The sequence below is a fragment of the Pseudomonas sp. LBUM1653 genome, from assembly GCF_059716115.1.
The window spans coordinates 5,777,469-5,795,506 of record NZ_CP166803.1 but is presented as its reverse complement, the minus strand read 5'-3'; the positions used below and the strand labels follow the sequence as shown (position 1 = coordinate 5,795,506).

Here is an 18,038-nt window from a genome sequence, read left to right as displayed (position 1 = left end):
GGACATGACCATGGCCGATCCACTGGACAAAGCCACCTCCAAGGCACCCGCCACCTTGGGTGAGGGTTGTTTGAGCCGTTACGACCCCGATGAATTGAGCCCGGAAGATGGCACGGAGTTTCCGGGGGCCGCTGAATTGTGGGAACAGTTGCAGCAAGAGCCAGCAGGCGCTGGCTTGCCAAAAAATGGGCACGATACATGAGTTGATGGTTGCGCCCTTATGCGGGGAAACGCGTACGGCTCCCGATCAGGCCGGCCGGTAGGCCGCCTCGCTTTTACTTTGGCTTTTGATTTTCTTGCCCCCTCGAGAGGCCGAGTGGAGGTTCTGCGCAGTGGGTAAACCGGCATGGATGCCGGTTTAGCCGCGCTGGGCCAAGGATGGCCCATCGCGGCGGGCTCTGTAGGAGCGAGCATGCTCGCGAAAAACCTGAGAGCACCGCGGGGTGTCAGGCTCCCCGCGTCATCGTTGACCTCCATCGCGAGCATGCTCGCTCCTACAGGCTCTTCCAAGTGACTCGCTAATGAGATGGCTACCCCCGCCGCCCCCGGTGATCGCCCACTAAGCTTTCACCGGGGGCTCACCGGAGACCATTGCCATGAACAAAGTAGCTATTGCCGCCATCGACCTGGGAAAACACACCTTTCATTTGCATGCTCAAGATGATCGCGGGCATGAGCTCTACCGCAAAAAATTTACGCGTACCGCGCTCATCCAGCATCTGGCAAATGTCGAGCCTTGCACCGTGGTGATGGAAGCCTGTGGCGGAGCCCATTTCATGGCACAGGAGGTCGCAAAGCTTGGACATTTACCCAAGCTCATTGCCCCTCATCTTGTACGTCCCTACGTGAAAAGCAACAAAAACGACTTCGCCGATGCCGAAGCGATCTGCGAGGCAGCGACTCGCCCGACGATGCGCTTTGTGCCGCCCAAAACCCAGACCCAGCAGGTGCTGGCCATGTCCAACTCGATACGCGATGCGTTCATCAAGGATCGCACCGCAACCGCCAATCGGATTCATGCAGCCCTTCTGGAGGTTGGCGTCAGCCTGGCCCCGGCTTCAAATCGATCAACACTCTGCCGGCGCTGCTTGAGGCGAGTTCAATGTCTGAGCCCTTCAAAAAAAATCTGACGAGGCTGTATCGACATTTCAAGAATCTGGAAGAGGAGATCAAGTCGCTGGACAAGGAGGTGCAATGCCAGGCCGCTGAAGATGATCTGGCATCTCGCTTGATGACCATGCCGTGCGTCGGCCCGATCACCTCCACCGTCCTGGCCGCCGAGTTGGGCGATGGCAAACAGTTCAAATGCGGTCGAGACTACTCGGCCTCGATCGGCCTGGTGCCCAAGCAGCATTCCACGGGCGGCAAGAGCGTGTTGTTGGGCATCAGCAAGCGCGGAGATCGCAACCAGCGACGCTTGCTGGTCCAGTGCGCCCGGGTGTACCTGATGCATCTGAACCACCAGAAAGGCTGGCTGGCGGACTGGGTCCGGCAGCTACTGGCCCGCCATCATTCCAACCACGTGGTTTGCGCGCTGGCCAACAAGCTGGCGAGGATCGCCTGGGCGATTGCGGCACACCGTACTGAATTCGATGCAGGGCCAAACGCGATGAGCGCCTGACCCTGCTGTCACCCGAGCACCACCCACCTGGTTTTGCGATGCTGGATAACTGATGACGTGAACGGCCAACCGGCCTGACGACAACCCTGGGCTCTTACACGGCTGAAAGGCCGTCTCGCTAATAAGGATCGTTGGGCATCGATTCTCATCGAGGCGCGGGGCGACACCCCCACTCAGACGCCGAATAGATGAAAGCAAGCCAAACACGCATCAAAAACAGTATTGCAGAAAAGGGGGTAACCATAGATGTAAGAGCGGAACCATAGGTGGCCGTTACCGCAGGAATGGATATGTACGCTGTCAGGCCGCTATCGCGAGCAAGCTCGCTCCCACAGTAGATCGGGTACAGGCGCGAGCGATTAGTCGGCTGTCAGGGCGCCATCGTCGGCAAGCCAACACCTACAGGTACACATTCTTCATAAGCTTCTTGAGCAACGGCCGGCCCAGCATCAGTAAAAATACCGGCCCACCCACCAGCAAATAGAAGTAATAGGTCACCGCCCGCCAGATCAGAATGGCCGCCGCTGCCGTGGATTTCCCCACCATGGGCGCCAACAGCGCCGCGGAAGTCAATTCCGCAGCCCCCGCCCCGCCTGGCAACAGGCTGAACTGCCCCGCACTCAATGAAACCATCTGGATCAGAAAGCTCCAGGCCCACTGCAAGTCCGCGCCGAGCCCAAGCAGCGCCAGGTACAACACGCTGTAACGCAAGATCCAATGCACGCACGTCAAGCCAAACACAATGATCAGCGTCTGCAGGGGCAGCTTCAGGGTGTCGGTAAACGCCGCCAGAAAGTGCAGGAGTTTTCGTGCCCAACGCATACGGGTCGAGGACTCGACGTTGAGGCGTGCCAGCAGTCGGCCCCCCATACGGATCAGCAGGCGGTGATAGCGCGCCACCACCACGCAACTGACCAGTCCACCGAACATCGAAACGGCACTGACGATCAGCAACCACGCCATGTGCTGGCTGAGATGCTGGAACAGGGCGTAAATCAGAATCCCGCTCAATGCGCAGAGGAAAAACAACAGATCGCTCAGTTGGTCCATGGCAAACACCGCGCTGCCCCTGGCCGGTCGCACGCCGTTGCGCGCCAGCAACGCCATGATGGTCAGTGGCCCGCCACTGCCACCCGGCGTGGCGCAATAGGCAAATTCGGCGGCCATCACCACGCCGAGGCTTTTCACGGGGCTGACCTTGTGGCGCTGATCTCCCAGCAACAGGCGCAATCGCATCGTATTGACGACCCAGCACAGCAAGATCATGCCGAACATGACCAGCAAGCTGCTCAGTGGAAAGTCATTGAGCCGCGACCAGGTTTCGCTGCCGCCCAAGAGCCAGGGAATCAGCAGCGCAGCGAGCAGGCCGATGCACAGCACAATCGTGCGGCTCATGCCGCACGCCCCATGCGCTCGCTGTGCAAGGCTAGCCAACGGGTTTTGGTCATGGGTACGCGGCCCTCATCGAGCAGGCGCTTGAGGGTTTGCAACCAGTATGTACGCGAGAACTCATGGCGCATGTCCACCGGGTGCAGGCCCAAGCGAATCACCGGCGCCGTTCGCCAGCGCTGTTCGAGTTGCTGGCTGACCAGTTTCGATACACCACGCCGCCAGACACTGCGCGCACTCCAGACCAGGCCTGGGGCATCGATCGCAGTGAAATCAGGCAGGCGAAAAAGATGCCGGGCGTCGCTGGTGTAATTCAGCGGTAACTGTCTCAAGGCCTGGCGCGTGCCTTCGCTCATCAACCAGGCCGGCGCGACGAAACCCTGCAACGGCCAATCGTATCGCTGGAATACTTCAATGCCCGCGTGCAGGCGGGTGAGGGCGGCCTCGCGAGACAAACTGTAGAACTCGCCTTCGTGCGTGTAGACCCGGCGCATGAACCAGTCGCGGGGATTACTCGCCTTCGGAGCGTCATCGCAGTGGAAATAACCGTGCAGCACCAGTTCATCGCCGCGCTCGAGCCGTGCGCTGAGCTGACGACAAAATTGCGGGTGGGCTTGCAGGTCGTTGTGTTTGTGGAAATCCGGCACCACCAGCCAGGTGATTGGCACGCTGCCTAGCGCGTCGACGGCTTCGACAAAGGGCTGGTAATCGGCCCAGGTGGGTGGCGCGACATCGTGCAGTACCAGTAGCAGGCTGGGCGCATTCATGGGTTCAGCCATTGGCGGCTCGCGGCCATTGGCTGCCGAGGACGGCGTGATAATGGCCGAGCAAACTGTTGACCACGGCGTCCCAGGCGTAATACCGCTCGACATGCCGTCGGGCTTGCTGGCCGAGAGCTGCGCTGCCCTGGTTGAACAGTTCGCGCACGGCGTTGGCCATGGCCGAAGGATCGTTGGGGGCACACAACAAGCCACATTGATCGGTGATGATTTCCTCAAACGCGCCAGCGGCCACCGCCACCACCGGGATGCCGCAGGCCATTGCTTCGAGGATCACCAGGCCAAAGGTTTCCTGGTCGCCGGCATGCAGCAAAGCGTCGGCACTGGCCATCAGACGGGCGACTTGCGTGGCAGGGCAGAACTCGTCGATGACCGTGACGTTGCCCGGCACGGTGGTCGGCATCGACGAACCGACCAGAAGCAGGTGATAGCGTCGACCCAGGCGAATCATGCAATCGAGCAGCACCGGCAGGTTCTTCTCCTTGGAACCGCGCCCGGCGAAGATCAATAGATGAGTGTTTTCGTCGAGACCCAGCTCGGCCCGAAGGCCGGTATCCCTTGCATCGGGATGAAACACCTGGAGATCGACCCCCAGGGGCTGCACGAAAACGTTCTTCACCCCAAGGCCAGTCAGCTTGTCGGCCATGACCTGACTCGGAGCCAGTACCCGGTCGAAGTTGCCGTAGAGCTTGCTGACATAGGCCTCGACGTTTGGCGTGACCCAGTTGCCCATTCGATTGCTGGCCAGCAGTGGCAGGTCGGAGTGATAAAAGCCGATGACTGGCACATCCAGTTGGCGGCGAGCGTCCAGGGCCGCCCAGGCGGTGAGGTAAGGGTCGCCGACTTCAATCAGCTCGGGTTGCAGAGCCTGCAGGACATTGCGCCAGGGCGCGAGGCGCAGAGGGAAACGATAACCTTTGCCGAAGGGCAGGGCGGGAGCCGGAACCGTGTAGATGCCATCCTGTTCGCTGAGAACGGCCCCCGGAATCAGCACGCTGTGGCGAATGCCTGGCCTGGTGCACAGGCGATGATGCTTGGCATCCAGATAAGTGCGCACGCCACCGCTGGCAGGGGCGTAGAACATGGTTATGTCAGCGATATGCACGATGAACATCCCTCCGGTCCGTTGATCTCCTTGGTTGACCTTTATGAAGAATAGATGTTCGGTTGGGGTTTGGTGGAGGGGGGCGGGGGGATTGGTGTTTTGGCGATCGTCTTCGCGGGCAAGTCGGATTGCCGCCCGCGAAGAGGCTGGATCAAGCGCTAGATGCGGAAGCTGCCCACCAACTGCTTCAACCGCGCCGCCTGTTGCTCAAGGTCCGTACACGCGCGCAACGTCGATTGCAGGTTTTCCACACCTTCCTGGTTCAGCGTGTTGATTTCGGTGATGTCCACGTTGATCGACTCGACCACCGCGGTCTGTTCCTCGGTGGCGGTTGCCACCGACTGGTTCATGCCATCGATTTCGCCGATGCGTTGCGTCACGCTGCTCAGGCGCTCGCCGGCCAGGTTGGCAATTACCACGCTGTCCTGACTGTGGCGCTGGCTGTCGCTCATGGTACTGACCGACTCGCGGGCGCCGATTTGCAGTTCTTCGATCATGGTCTGCACCTGTTGCGCCGATTCCTGGGTGCGATGTGCCAGGTTACGCACTTCATCGGCCACCACGGCAAAGCCACGCCCGGCTTCACCGGCCCGCGCCGCTTCGATGGCGGCGTTGAGCGCCAGCAGGTTGGTCTGTTGGGAAATGCTGGTGATCACTTCGAGAATTTGTCCGATGTTCACGGTTTTGCTATTCAGCGATTCGATGTTGCTGCTTGAGGCGCTGAGCATATTCGACAGTTGATTCATGGCGGCAATGCTGCGGTCCACCACTTGCTGGCCATCTTCGGCCAGGTTGCGGGCATCGCTGGCCTGGCTCGACGCTTGCGCGGCATTGCGGGCGATTTCCTGGGCGGCGGCACCGAGCTGGTTGATCGCCGCTGCCACGCTGCTGGTGCGCGACGCCTGCTGGTCAGAGTTGTACATCGACGAGTTCGAGGCGGCGACCACGCGCAACGCCACTTCGTTGACCTGGCCCGTGGCCGAGGACACTTCGCGGATCGAACCGTGGATACGCTCCACGAAACGGTTGAACGCGGTGCCGAGGCTACCGAACTCGTCATTGTTCTGGATCACCAGGCGCTTGGTCAGGTCGCCTTCACCGTCGGCGATGTCGGCCATGGCCCGGGTCATCACGTGCAGCGGCTGAATCAGCAGGCGGATCAACATGCCCAGCAAGGCGATGATGATGGCGACGGCGATCACCGTGGCAACCACCGCCGAGGCGCGGAACTCGCTGAGCATCGAGAAGGCTTTGTCTTTATCCACCGACAGGCCGATGTACCAATTGACCGACGGCAGGCCTTTGATCGGGGTAAAGGTGACGATGCGGGTCTTGCCGTCGACCACGATTTCACTGAAGTCGCTGCTGATGCGCGGGGTATTTTGCGGGTAGGCCTCGCCCAGGGACTTCATGACCAGGGCTTTGTCCGGGTGGACCAGGATCTTGCCATCGGCGCTGACCAGGAAGGCGTAGCCCATGCCGTCGAAATCCCGGGCACTGAGGGTCTCGATCAAGGTTTGCAGGCTAAGGTCGCCGCCCACCACGCCAACGCTTTGCCCGGCTTTCGTCGAGGCCATGGCCATGGAAATGATCGTTTGCCCGGTCGCTGCATCGATATAGGGTTCGGTCAGGGTCGGCGTGCTGCTGTTTTGCGCACCCTTGTACCAAGGGCGAACCCGTGGGTCGAAACCCTCCGGCATCTTCGCATCCGGACGGATGGTGAAGTGCCCGGTAGCGTCACCCAGGTAGGACGCCATGAACGTCGACGTCAGTGCTTTCTGTTCCAGAAGAGCAGCGACGTTGGCTTGTTCCGGGTTGATGGCAATGTTTTGCGAGAGGCTCTCGATCAGCAGGATGCGGCCGGTCAACCAGGTCTGGATGTTGTTGGCGGTGACGTCGCCCATCTCAGTAAGATAGTTGTCCAGGTTTTCGCGGATGGCATTGCGCTGTAAATAGTCGTTATACAGGGTGAATGAGGCGAAAGTGGCAATGACGATGAGGGCGGCGGCAAGCAGGATTTTATGGCTGAAGCGTAGATTTTTGTTCATGGCTTGGGGTTCCGCTAAGGTCTTAATGTCCAGCGCGTGCTTTTATAAAGGGACGCACGATGGGCAATGTTGAAAGCAAGAGATATTTCCGACGCTCCTTAAGGGAAATGTCCGACAAATTTGTGTCTGTCTGCTTTGTCGTTATTTCTATCGGCCGTGTAGGACCAAAGATTAACCATGGGTGACCAAATGCCTGATTCATTGCAACTTGTTATCGGCGCCGATCTCGCGGGTCAGCCGATCGCCCAGGCCATGCGCCTGGCGAACCGCCACGGATTGATCGCGGGCGCTACCGGGACCGGCAAGACCGTCACGTTGCAACGCATGGCCGAAGCCTTCAGCGATGCCGGCGTGGCGGTGTTTGCCGCCGACATCAAGGGTGACCTGTGCGGCCTGGGCGCCGCCGGCAACCCCCAGGGCAAGGTCGCCGAGCGGATCGCCGGCATGCCGTGGCTGAACCACAAGCCTGCGGCGTATCCGGTGACCTTGTGGGACATTCACGGTCAGTCCGGTCATCCGTTACGCACGACATTGAGCGAAATGGGGCCGTTACTCCTGGGCAGCCTGCTGGAATTGACCGACAGCCAGCAGTCGACGCTGTATGCCGCGTTCAAGGTTGCCGACCGCGAAGGCCTGTTGCTGCTGGATCTGAAGGACCTCAAGGCGCTGCTCAATCACCTCAAGGACAACCCCGAGCTGCTGGGCGATGACGCGGCGTTGATGACCACCGGTTCCAGCCAGGCCCTGCTACGACGCCTGGCAACCCTGGAACAGCAGGGCGCTGAAGCGCTGTTCGGTGAACCGGCGCTGCAACTGGAGGACATTCTGCAACCGACCGCCGATGGCCGCGGACGCATTCACCTGCTCGATGCCAGTCGTCTGGTGCATGAAGCGCCGAAGGTCTACGCGACCTTCCTGTTGTGGCTGCTGGCCGAACTGTTCGAGCAACTGCCGGAACGCGGCGATGTGGACAAACCGCTGCTGGCGCTGTTTTTCGACGAGGCGCACTTGTTGTTCGCCGGTACGCCCAAGGCGCTGCAGGATCGTCTGGAGCAAGTGGTGCGGCTGATTCGTTCCAAAGGCGTGGGGGTGTATTTCGTCACCCAGTCACCGGGCGACTTGCCGGACGACGTGCTGGCACAGCTGGGCCTGCGCGTGCAGCACGGCTTGCGAGCGTTCACTGCCAAGGAGCAGAAATCCCTGCGGGCGGTGGCCGACGGCTTCCGCCCGAACCCGGCGTTTGACGCCCTGTCAGTATTGACCGAACTTGGCATCGGCGAAGCGCTGGTGGGCACCTTGCAGGACAAGGGGACACCGGCAATGGTCCAGCGCGTGCTGGTAGCCCCACCGCAATCACGCATCGGGCCGCTGAGCGAAACGGAGCGCACGCTGCTGATAGCCGGTTCGCCGTGCAAGGGGCGGTACGAAAAACCGATCGATCGCGAATCGGCTTATGAAGTGCTGATGGGGCGCAAGGGACTTGCGCCCGAATCTGAGGCGGCACCGGCAAAACCGGCGGCGCAGGAACCGAGCTTCACCGAGCAGGCCGGAGAGTTTCTCGGCACGGCGGCGGGGCAGGCATTGAAATCGGCGATGCGACAGGCGGCCAATCAGTTGGGGCGGCAATTGGTGCGTGGGTTGATGGGGTCTTTACTCGGTGGCAGCAAACGCCGCTGATTGGAGTGAGCACAATTAAAAACTGTGGGAGCGAGCCTGCTCGCGAATGCGATTTTACATTCAACATTTATGTTGACTGATCCACCGCTTTCGCGAGCAGGCTCGCTCCCACATGGGTTCTATGTCATGCCTTGGACTTGGCGTGCGCCGCCAGGCGCTCCAGTGCCGCCCGCAGATTAGGATCGCTGATCCCGTCGGCCGTGGCCTGGATGGTCGCGGCCGCATCAAAGGATAAGTCCATGGTATGCCCCACTGCGCCTTGCTGAACGGTGGGTGGCTGGACCTTGAACAGGATTCGCGTGAGGTTGGCGAACTCGTCGAACATCTGCAATTGCCGCAGCAGGCGCTTTTGCTGGTAGCGCAGGCGAGTGGCCCAATGACCGTCGGTGACAATCAACAGCAAACTGCCTTCGCGCCAGGACGCCACGTGGCAATGCGCGCGCGCGGCGGGCTGCAGCTGGCTTTCGAGCAGGCGTTGCAAATGACCCAGGCGTTGAGCGTGGCCGAGAATGGCTTTTAGCGGCTTGGCTTCGCGAAGGAGAACGGCGGGTGCTCTGGCCGTAAGAGGGCGAAATGCCATGATCAGACACCTGAAGTAACAGAGCCGCCATGGTAGCAGAAAGCGCCGGATGCGCCCGACCCATTGCTTTGCGCGCGCATTACCCATTAAATCAACAAGTAACTTCTGCCGTGAATGGGTTGAAGTTCAGCTATTTGCCCTTATTTTAAGTGAGCCCCGTCACAACGCTGTGCCAGCATCGTGGAATAACGCCACTTTCCTCACCACCGTTTCCGGGTAGAATGCTCGTTCGCATGCGGCCATGAGGGCTGCTCGGGCGACTCACGGGGCCGCCCTCCATCCCTTTAGTGTGGAAGATCCTGCCGATATGTTTGCGCCTTTGTTAAAGAAACTTTTTGGAAGCAAGAACGAGCGTGAAGTCAAACGCATGCTCAAGACGGTGCAATTCGTCAATGCCTTCGAAGAGCGGATGGTGGCCCTTTCGGACGATCAGTTGCGTGCCAAGACAGATGAGTTCAAGGCCCGCTTCGCCAAAGGGGAAACCCTCGACCAGCTGCTGCCGGAAGCCTTCGCGGTCGCCCGTGAAGCCGGTAAGCGCGTCATGGGCATGCGCCACTTCGATGTCCAGCTGATCGGCGGCATGACCTTGCATGAAGGCAAGATCGCCGAGATGCGTACCGGTGAAGGCAAGACCCTGGTGGCAACGCTGGGCGTTTACCTCAACGCATTGTCCGGCAAGGGCGTGCACGTTGTGACGGTGAACGACTACCTGGCCCGTCGTGACGCCAACTGGATGCGTCCGCTCTACGAATTCCTCGGCCTGACGGTCGGCGTGGTCACGCCATTCCAGCCGCCGGAAGAGAAGCGTTTGGCCTATGCCGCCGACATCACCTACGGCACCAACAACGAATTCGGTTTCGACTACCTGCGTGACAACATGGCGTTCAGCATGGAAGAAAAATTCCAGCGCGAACTCAACTTTGCCGTGATCGACGAAGTCGACTCCATCCTCATCGACGAAGCCCGTACCCCGCTGATCATTTCCGGTCAGGCCGAGGACAGCTCCAAGCTGTACATCGAGATCAACAAACTGATCCCGCAGCTGGAATTGCACATCGAAGAAGTCGAAGGCGAAGTCACCAAGGCCGGCCACTACACCGTTGACGAAAAGACCCGTCAGGTCGAACTCAACGAAGCCGGTCACCAGTTCGTCGAAGACGCGCTGACCCGTCTCGGCCTGCTGGCGGAAGGCGAGAGCCTGTACTCGGCACACAATCTGGCCCTGCTGACGCACGTTTACGCTGGCCTGCGCGCGCACAAGCTGTTCCATCGCAACGTTGAATACATCGTGCAGGACGGTCAGGTCGTACTGGTCGACGAACACACCGGTCGTACCATGCCGGGCCGTCGTTTGTCCGAAGGCCTGCACCAGGCCATCGAAGCCAAGGAAAACCTGAACATCCAGGCCGAAAGCCAGACCCTGGCATCGACCACGTTCCAGAACTACTTCCGTCTGTACAACAAACTGTCCGGCATGACCGGTACGGCCGACACCGAAGCGTTCGAGTTCCATCAGATCTATGGCCTGCAGGTCATCGTCATTCCGACGAACAAGCCGCTGGCCCGTAAAGACTACAACGACCTGGTGTTTCTGACCGCCGACGAGAAATACGCGGCAATCGTCACTGACATCAAGGAAAGCATGGCTGCGGGCCGACCGGTGCTGGTGGGTACTGCGACCATCGAAACCTCCGAGCGCATGTCCGACCTGCTCAACAAGGAAGGCATCGAGCACAAGGTCCTGAACGCCAAGTTCCACGAAAAAGAAGCCGAGATTATCGCCCAGGCCGGTCGTCCGGGTGCACTGACCATCGCCACCAACATGGCCGGTCGCGGTACCGACATCCTGTTGGGTGGCAACTGGGAAGTCGAAGTTGCTTCCCTGGAAAATCCGACCCCTGAGCAGATTGCCCAGATCAAGGCCGACTGGCAGAAACGTCACCAGCAAGTGCTCGAGTCGGGCGGTTTGCAGGTGATCGCGTCCGAGCGTCACGAATCGCGCCGTATCGACAACCAGTTGCGTGGTCGTGCCGGTCGCCAGGGTGATGCCGGTTCCAGCCGTTTCTACCTGTCGCTGGAAGACAGCCTGATGCGCATTTTCGCCTCTGACCGGGTGAAGAACTTCATGAAGGCCCTGGGCATGCAGCCTGGCGAAGCGATCGAGCACCGCATGGTGACCAACGCCATCGAAAAGGCCCAGCGCAAGGTTGAAGGCCGCAACTTCGATATTCGCAAGCAACTGCTCGAGTTCGACGACGTCAACAACGAACAACGTAAAGTGATCTATCACATGCGTAACACGTTGCTGGCCGCTGACAACATCGGCGAAACCATTGCCGACTTCCGTCAGGACGTACTCAACGCTACGGTCAGCGCGCACATTCCACCGCAATCGCTACCAGAGCAGTGGGACGTGGCGGGTCTGGAAGCGACCCTGGAAAGCGATTTCGGCGTGAAGCTGCCGATCCAGCAGTGGCTCGACGAAGACGATCACCTGTACGAGGAAACCCTGCGCGAGAAACTGATGCAGGAGCTGATCGCCGCGTACAACGAGAAAGAAGACCAGGCGGGCGCCGAAGCGCTGCGCACCTTCGAGAAGCAGATCGTCCTGCGCGTGCTGGATGACCTGTGGAAAGACCACCTGTCGACCATGGACCACCTGCGTCACGGTATCCACCTGCGTGGTTATGCGCAGAAGAACCCGAAGCAAGAGTACAAGCGCGAGTCGTTCACGCTGTTCTCCGAGCTGCTGGATTCGATCAAGCGCGACTCGATCCGTGTGTTGTCGCACGTTCAGGTGCGTCGCGAAGATCCGGCCGAGGAAGAGGCGCGCCTGCGCCAGGAAGCCGAGGCACTGGCGGCACGCATGCAGTTTCTGCATGAAGAGGCCCCTGGCCTTGAGCAGCCGGAGCAGTTGGGTGAAGAGGTCGATGTGGCCCTCGCCACCGCCCCGGTTCGCAACGAGCAGAAGCTGGGCCGTAACGAGCTGTGCTACTGCGGTTCGGGCAAGAAGTTCAAGCATTGCCACGGGCAGATCCAGTAACCCCCGTTTCATACGCTGAAATACCCGCGCCGCGACCGGCTCATGCCGTCGCGGCGTTTTGCCAATTTGACCACCGCTTTTGCTGAAGCGGTGCAGACATCATCTATAAAGGAGCGCATTCATGGCTGTTGGTCTTGGTCCTTTGCCAACGTTGCACCCGGTTGCCGGATTTGAACTCGGTATCGCCTCGGCCGGTATCAAGCGCCCGGGGCGCAAGGATGTTGTGGTCATGCGTTGTGCCGAAGGCTCAACGGTGGCGGGTGTGTTCACCTTGAACGCCTTTTGCGCAGCCCCGGTAATCCTGGCAAAACAGCGCGTGCAAGGTCCGGTGCGTTACTTGCTGACCAATACCGGCAATGCCAACGCCGGTACCGGTGAACCGGGCCTGGCCGCGGCCGAGCGCACTTGCGCCAAACTGGCAGAGTTGACCGGTGTCGATGCCAGCCTGGTGCTGCCATATTCCACCGGCGTGATTGGCGAGCCACTGCCGGTCGAGAAAATCGAAGGCGCACTGCAAGCCGCCCTCGACGATCTGTCGGTAAACAACTGGGAAGCTGCCGCCACCGGCATCATGACCACCGATACCCTGCCAAAGGGTGCCAGCCGCCAGTTCCAGCACGACGGCGTGACCATCACCGTCACCGGTATCAGCAAAGGCGCGGGCATGATTCGTCCCAACATGGCGACCATGCTCGGCTATATCGCCACCGACGCCAAGGTTGCCCGCGATGTGCTGCAAAACTTGATGCTGGACGGCGCCAACAAGTCGTTCAACCGTATCACCATCGATGGCGACACCTCTACCAACGACTGCTGCATGCTGATCGCCACCGGTCAGGCGGCGCTGCCGGAAATCACCCGTGCCGAGGGCGAGTTGTTCGCCAAGCTCAAGCAAGCGGTGTTCGAGGTGTGCATGGAGGTGGCCCAGGCGATCGTGCGCGACGGCGAAGGCGCGACCAAATTCGTTACCGTTGAAGTCAACGGCGGCGGCAATCACCAGGAGTGCCTGGACGTCGGCTACACCGTGGCTCACTCGCCATTGATCAAGACCGCACTGTTCGCTTCCGACCCGAACTGGGGCCGCATCCTCGCGGCTGTCGGTCGTGCCGGCGTACCGAACCTGGACGTGAGCAAGATCGATGTGTTCCTCGGTGAAGTGTGCATTGCCAGCCGTGGCGCCCGCGCTGCGACCTACACCGAAGCCCAGGGCGCGGCGGTGATGCAGCAGGAAGAAATCACCATCCGTATCGAACTGGGTCGCGGCGATTGCAGCGAAACCATCTGGACGACCGACCTGTCCCACGAGTACGTGAAGATCAACGCCGAGTACCGTACTTAACGGTGCAAAACCTGTAGGAGCCGGCTTGCTGGCGAAGGCGTCCTCTGCCGCGATAGTTGTGTTGAGGCCGCTACCGTTATCGCTGGCAAGCCAGCTCCTACAGGTCCTCTTTATGCATAAGGACGCCTGAACATGAGCCTGCACCTGATCATCGGCGACAAACTGCTTTCCTCCTGGTCCTTGCGCGGCGCGCTGGCCCTCGATCTGACCGGCGCCTCCTACACCGAAGAACTGATCAAGCTGAATCAGCCTGACACCCGCGAGCGCCTGCTCAAACACTCGCCGACCGGCAAAGTCCCGCTGTTGAAGACCGAACACGGCACCATCGCCGACTCCCTGGCGATTGCCGAGTATCTGGCGGAACAGTTCCCCGAAGCGGGCCTGTGGCCGAAAGATATCGCCGCCCGTGCCCAGGCGCGTTCGGCGTGCGCGCAAATGCACAGTGGATTCTTCGCCATGCGCGGCAACATGCCATTCGACCTGAGCCATGATGCACCGCTGTCTCCGGTTCCGGCGGATGTGCAGGCGGACGTTGAGCGCATGTCGGCATTGTGGGCCGAGTGCCGCGCCGCGGCGACCGAAAGTGGCCCGTACCTGTTTGGCCGTATAACCCTGGCCGATGCGTTCTTCGCCCCGATTGCCGTGCGCCTGCGCACCTATCAGGTGAAGCTGCCCGAGGCTGACGAAGCCTATGTTCAAACCATCTACCAATGGCCCGCTTTCAAGGCCTGGCAAAAGGCTGGCCTGGAGGAAATCGAGCGGTGAAACGAGTACATGTAGCGGCCGCCGTTATCCGTGATGGCAGCGGCAAGATCCTCATCGCCCGCCGTGCGGACACTCAGCACCAGGGCGGCCTGTGGGAGTTTCCCGGTGGCAAGGTCGAGGCCGACGAGTCGGTTGAAAGCGCCTTGGCCCGTGAGCTGCAGGAAGAGCTGGGTATCGTGGTCGGCGCGGCGCGCCCGTTGATCAAGGTCCGCCATGATTACCCGGATAAACAGGTGTTGCTGGATGTCTGGGAGGTCTCGGCATTCAGCGGCGAACCTCACGGCGCCGAAGGTCAGCCATTGGCCTGGGTGACGGCGCGTGAACTCTCGGGTTACGAGTTCCCTGAGGCCAACCGGCCAATCGTGGCGGCCGCGCGCTTGCCCGAGCAGTACCTGATCACCCCGGAAGACCTGGAAACCCCGGCCCTGTTGCGGGGGATCCAGAAAGCCATCGCGGGCGGCATCAAGCTGATCCAGTTGCGCGCGCCAAACGGTTACGACCCCAAGTACCGTGATCTGGCAGTGGATGCAGTGGGTCTGTGTGCCGGCAAGGCGCAGTTGATGATCAAGGGGCCGTTCGAGTGGCTGGGGGATTTTCCGTCCGCCGGCTGGCACATCACGTCGGCCCAGTTGCGCAAGTACGCGGCTGCCGGTCGGCCTCTGCCGGCATCGCGCTGGTTGGCAGCGTCTTGCCATAATGCTGAAGAGCTGGCGCTGGCCGAGGAGATGGGTGTCGACTTCGTGACCCTGTCGCCGGTGCAGCCGACCTTGACGCATCCGGGGGCTGAGCCGCTGGGTTGGGAGCAGGCGTCGACCTTGATCGAGGGCTTCAGCAGGCCGGTGTTTTTGCTCGGTGGTGTTGGCCCTGCGGAAGTTCAGAAGGCATGGGCTGCCGGTGCCCAGGGTGTGGCGGGGATTCGGGCGTTCTGGCCTGAGGCTTGATTTTAAAGCGCTGCGAGTGGCCCCTTCGCGAGCAGGCTCGCTCCCACAGTTGACCGAGAACACGGTCGAATGTGGGAGCGAGCCTGCTCGCGAAGGCGGTCTGAAAGGCGACGGCTAAATCTCTGGCTTCGCCGCAGGTTGCCACAAAATCTCGGCAACTCCCTGGCGTCTGGCAATCAACCTTGCCACCACAAACAACAAATCCGACAGCCGATTGATATACGCCAAACCCACCCCGGCCAACGGCTCTACAGAATTCAAATGCTGACACCGGCGCTCCGCACTGCGGGCCAGACTGCGGCAGACGTGAGCCTGGGCAATCAACGCCGAACCCCCCGGCAGAATAAAATTCTCTAGCGGCCCCAGCTCTTCATTCCACACATCAATCGCCGCTTCCAGGCGTTCGATTTCCGCCGCATTCAACGCTTGATACTCCGGCATCGCCAGTTCACCGCCCAGGTCGAACAATCGATGCTGACAGGGCGCCAATACCTCGATCACTTCATCCAGCCCTGGATACTCGACACTTTCCGCTGCCAGCCCGGCCAGCAAAACGCCCACCTGACTGTTCAGCGTATCGACCTCGCCAATGGCCTCGATCCGTGGGTGGTCCTTGGGCACACGGCGACCGTCGCCCAGCCCGGTTTCGCCTTTGTCGCCGGTGCGGGTGTAAATCTTCGACAAGCGAAAGCCCATGGTTACCTCGTTAGCTGGTTGAATTCTTGAGAGACGAGCGGGGTGCTCGCCAATGGCAGGCGCAGGGTAAAGCAGGTGCCTTGGCCCAGGGTCGATTGCACTTCCATCTGGCCCTTGTGGTTATTGGTAATGATGAAGTACGAGACTGACAGGCCAAGGCCGGTACCCTGACCGATTTCCTTGGTGGTGAAAAACGGTTCGAAGGTGCGCTTTCGCACGCTTTCGCTCATGCCGATGCCGTTGTCTTCGACCTGGATCTCCGCCCATGGCGGATTCAGTTTGGTGCGCAGAATGATCCGCCCTGGTTCGCTGTCGTCTTCACGCTGGTGAATGGCTTGCGCGGCGTTTTTCAGCAGATTGAGCAGCACCTGTTCCAACTCGTTGGCGGTGCCGGGTACCGGGCCTAGCGCCGGGTCGAACTGGCGAATGATCGCCTGGCCTTTGAAGTCGAAACCAATCGCCAGGTCGAAGTCGTTTCCGGCGATTTCCACTGCCTGATCGATCAGCGCGGGCAGATCGCACGGGGCCATTTGTCGGGTGCTGCGGCGACTGAAACTGAGCATGTGCGTGACGATCTTCGCCGCCCGGGCCCCGGCCTGCTGGATGCCGTCGAGCAACTGCGGCACTTCGCGCGCTTGCAGGTATTGGTTGACGGTCGACAGTTCGATGCCGACCTGCTCGGCCTGCTCCAGGTTTTTGGGCAGTTCGGGGGACAGGCGACGGCGGATATTCTGCACGTTGTGCAGGATCGCGCCGAGCGGGTTGTTGATTTCGTGGGCCATGCCCGCGGCGAGGCCGCCGACGGAAAGCATTTTCTCTGACTGCACCATCATTTCTTCAAGGGACAGGCGCTGGGTGATGTCGTCGATGCGGATTACCACGCCACGCCCGGCGCCGCCCATCAGCGGATAGAAGGTCAGGGCGTAGTGGCGGGGTTCATCGTCCTTGACCCAGGTCACGCGCTCGATTTTGGCCACCGTGTGCTGCTCGACGGTTTGCTTGAGCTGCGGCAGAAACGGCTTGAGCGGTTCGAAGGCGAGGAAGATCGGCTGGTTCAAGGCTTCGTCCAGGCGCGTACCGGAAAGGGCGCTGGCTTCCTGGTTCCACTGCGTCACGTAAAGCTGTTCGTCGAGGGCGATCAGTGCCGATGGCATGGAGTCGATGATGCTGTTGAGGTAATTCTGAAAACCTGTGAGCTTTTTCTCGATCTTGCTCCGTACCTGGACTTCGAGTTCGAGCTTGCGATTGGTGTGGCGAGTTTCTTCGGCCAGGCCCTGGGCCTGGTCATACGCAGCCTGGGAGTCATCACGGGCGCGCTTGAGTTGCTGCTCCCGTGCCTCGATTCGCGAGAGCATGGTATTGAACGCTTCGGCCAGGCTGCCGATTTCATCGTGGTTGCCCCGGGAAGCACGCAGGGCGTAGTTCTCTTCCCGGGTCACTTGCCGGGACAGTTCCTCCAGTTGATGAATCGGCCGGGTAATCAGGCGTTTGATTTGCCGCGCGATGACCAGCCACAGCAGCACACTGAAAATCAGGATCCCCAGGCTGGCGGTCAGGGTCCCGGTATAGAACGCCATGGGCAACTCGCTGCTGGCCACCAGCAGCAGATGGCCGGGTGCGGTGCCGGGGCGGGGCAGCGTGATGACCTGGTTGCTGCGAAATTCGGTGACTTGCCAGGATTCGATGTGCTGGTAACGCTTGGGCAGGCTCAGATGATCGCCATGTTGCAACTGCGCCAGGCGCTCGCCCTTGCCGTCATACAGGGCCGCAGCGCGCAGCGGTGAATAGCTGTCGAGCTCGTCCAGCAGGCGTTGGGCGCTTTGCGGCGATTCCAGTGCCTCGGCCACAAGGCTTGGGTTGGAGACCAGGCGGCCGATGGTCTGCAGGGCCTGGGGCGCCATGCTTTCCTGGGAGATATAGTACGCGGCGCTGATAAAGGTCAGGTTGGCAACCAGCAGTACAGTGGTCAACAGCACCAACAGGGCGGCCAGCAGTTTCTGGCCGACAGGAAGGTTTTCAAGACGCTGGCGCAATGGCATCAGGTTTATCGCTGCA

Annotated in this window: 13 protein-coding genes and 2 pseudogenes; 7 read left to right on the top strand and 8 right to left on the bottom strand. The window is 60.6% G+C overall.

What is annotated here, in order from left to right:
* Positions 1-10: 10 nt before the first annotated feature.
* Together ACA054_RS26130 and ACA054_RS26125 are read left to right on the top strand one after the other, a co-directional pair.
* Entirely contained in the window at positions 11-202 is a 192-nt protein-coding gene (locus ACA054_RS26130) for a hypothetical protein (protein ID WP_497686801.1), read from the top strand.
* Between the two features lie 394 nt (positions 203-596).
* Positions 597-1,621, top strand: a pseudogene (locus tag ACA054_RS26125) (IS110 family RNA-guided transposase).
* Positions 1,622-2,020: 399 nt separating this feature from the next.
* Here ACA054_RS26125 and gpgF read toward each other — a convergent pair.
* The 5 genes and pseudogenes from gpgF to ACA054_RS26100 all read right to left on the bottom strand — a co-directional run.
* Positions 2,021-3,016 (bottom strand): glucosaminyl phosphatidylglycerol flippase, encoded by a 996-nt coding sequence (gene gpgF, locus ACA054_RS26120; RefSeq protein ID WP_497686800.1) that lies wholly within the window; start codon positions 3,014-3,016, stop codon positions 2,021-2,023.
* Positions 3,013-3,789, bottom strand: a complete 777-nt coding sequence (gene gpgD, locus ACA054_RS26115) for an N-acetylglucosaminyl phosphatidylglycerol deacetylase (RefSeq protein WP_497686799.1) — start codon at positions 3,787-3,789, stop codon at positions 3,013-3,015. The genes gpgF and gpgD overlap by 4 nt, the downstream gene beginning before the upstream one ends.
* On the bottom strand, positions 3,782-4,903 hold the full coding sequence (gene gpgS, locus ACA054_RS26110; RefSeq protein WP_497686798.1) for an N-acetylglucosaminyl phosphatidylglycerol synthase: 1,122 nt from the start codon (positions 4,901-4,903) through the stop codon (positions 3,782-3,784). The genes gpgD and gpgS overlap by 8 nt, the downstream gene beginning before the upstream one ends.
* Before the next feature lie 149 nt (positions 4,904-5,052).
* Positions 5,053-5,817 carry a methyl-accepting chemotaxis protein gene (locus tag ACA054_RS26105; protein WP_497690373.1) on the bottom strand — a complete coding sequence of 255 codons (765 nt, stop codon included), beginning with the start codon at positions 5,815-5,817 and terminating at the stop codon, positions 5,053-5,055.
* Between the two features lie 93 nt (positions 5,818-5,910).
* Positions 5,911-6,942: pseudogene (locus ACA054_RS26100) on the bottom strand (HAMP domain-containing protein); the annotation flags it as partial.
* Positions 6,943-7,131: 189 nt separating this feature from the next.
* Between ACA054_RS26100 and ACA054_RS26095 the strand changes: the two are divergent.
* Complete coding sequence (locus tag ACA054_RS26095; RefSeq protein ID WP_497686797.1) at positions 7,132-8,619, top strand: helicase HerA-like domain-containing protein; 1,488 nt, start codon at positions 7,132-7,134, stop codon at positions 8,617-8,619.
* A 124-nt stretch (positions 8,620-8,743) separates the two neighbouring features.
* On the opposite strand, the gene ACA054_RS26090 is transcribed toward ACA054_RS26095, so the two are convergent.
* Positions 8,744-9,199, bottom strand: coding sequence for a DUF721 domain-containing protein (locus ACA054_RS26090; protein WP_497686796.1), 456 nt, complete (start codon positions 9,197-9,199; stop codon positions 8,744-8,746).
* A 307-nt stretch (positions 9,200-9,506) separates the two neighbouring features.
* Here ACA054_RS26090 and secA point away from each other — a divergent pair, with 307 nt between their 5' ends.
* The 4 genes from secA (at position 9,507) to ACA054_RS26070 (ending at position 15,287) form a co-directional block, all read left to right on the top strand.
* Complete coding sequence (gene secA / locus ACA054_RS26085) at positions 9,507-12,242, top strand: preprotein translocase subunit SecA (RefSeq protein ID WP_497686795.1); 2,736 nt, start codon at positions 9,507-9,509, stop codon at positions 12,240-12,242.
* Positions 12,243-12,363: 121 nt separating this feature from the next.
* Positions 12,364-13,581, top strand: a complete 1,218-nt coding sequence (gene argJ / locus ACA054_RS26080) for a bifunctional glutamate N-acetyltransferase/amino-acid acetyltransferase ArgJ (protein ID WP_497686794.1) — start codon at positions 12,364-12,366, stop codon at positions 13,579-13,581.
* A 132-nt stretch (positions 13,582-13,713) separates the two neighbouring features.
* Positions 13,714-14,346 carry a glutathione S-transferase family protein gene (locus ACA054_RS26075; RefSeq protein WP_497686793.1) on the top strand — a complete coding sequence of 211 codons (633 nt, stop codon included), beginning with the start codon at positions 13,714-13,716 and terminating at the stop codon, positions 14,344-14,346.
* Positions 14,343-15,287: a Nudix family hydrolase gene (locus ACA054_RS26070; protein WP_497686792.1), complete on the top strand. Its 945-nt coding sequence runs from the start codon at positions 14,343-14,345 to the stop codon at positions 15,285-15,287. The genes ACA054_RS26075 and ACA054_RS26070 overlap by 4 nt, the downstream gene beginning before the upstream one ends.
* A gap of 114 nt (positions 15,288-15,401) precedes the next feature.
* On the opposite strand, the gene ACA054_RS26065 is transcribed toward ACA054_RS26070, so the two are convergent.
* Together ACA054_RS26065 and ACA054_RS26060 are read right to left on the bottom strand one after the other, a co-directional pair.
* On the bottom strand, positions 15,402-15,983 hold the full coding sequence (locus ACA054_RS26065; protein ID WP_497686791.1) for a cob(I)yrinic acid a,c-diamide adenosyltransferase: 582 nt from the start codon (positions 15,981-15,983) through the stop codon (positions 15,402-15,404).
* A gap of 2 nt (positions 15,984-15,985) precedes the next feature.
* Positions 15,986-18,022, bottom strand: coding sequence for a sensor histidine kinase (locus ACA054_RS26060; RefSeq protein ID WP_497686790.1), 2,037 nt, complete (start codon positions 18,020-18,022; stop codon positions 15,986-15,988).
* Positions 18,023-18,038 lie beyond the last annotated feature (16 nt).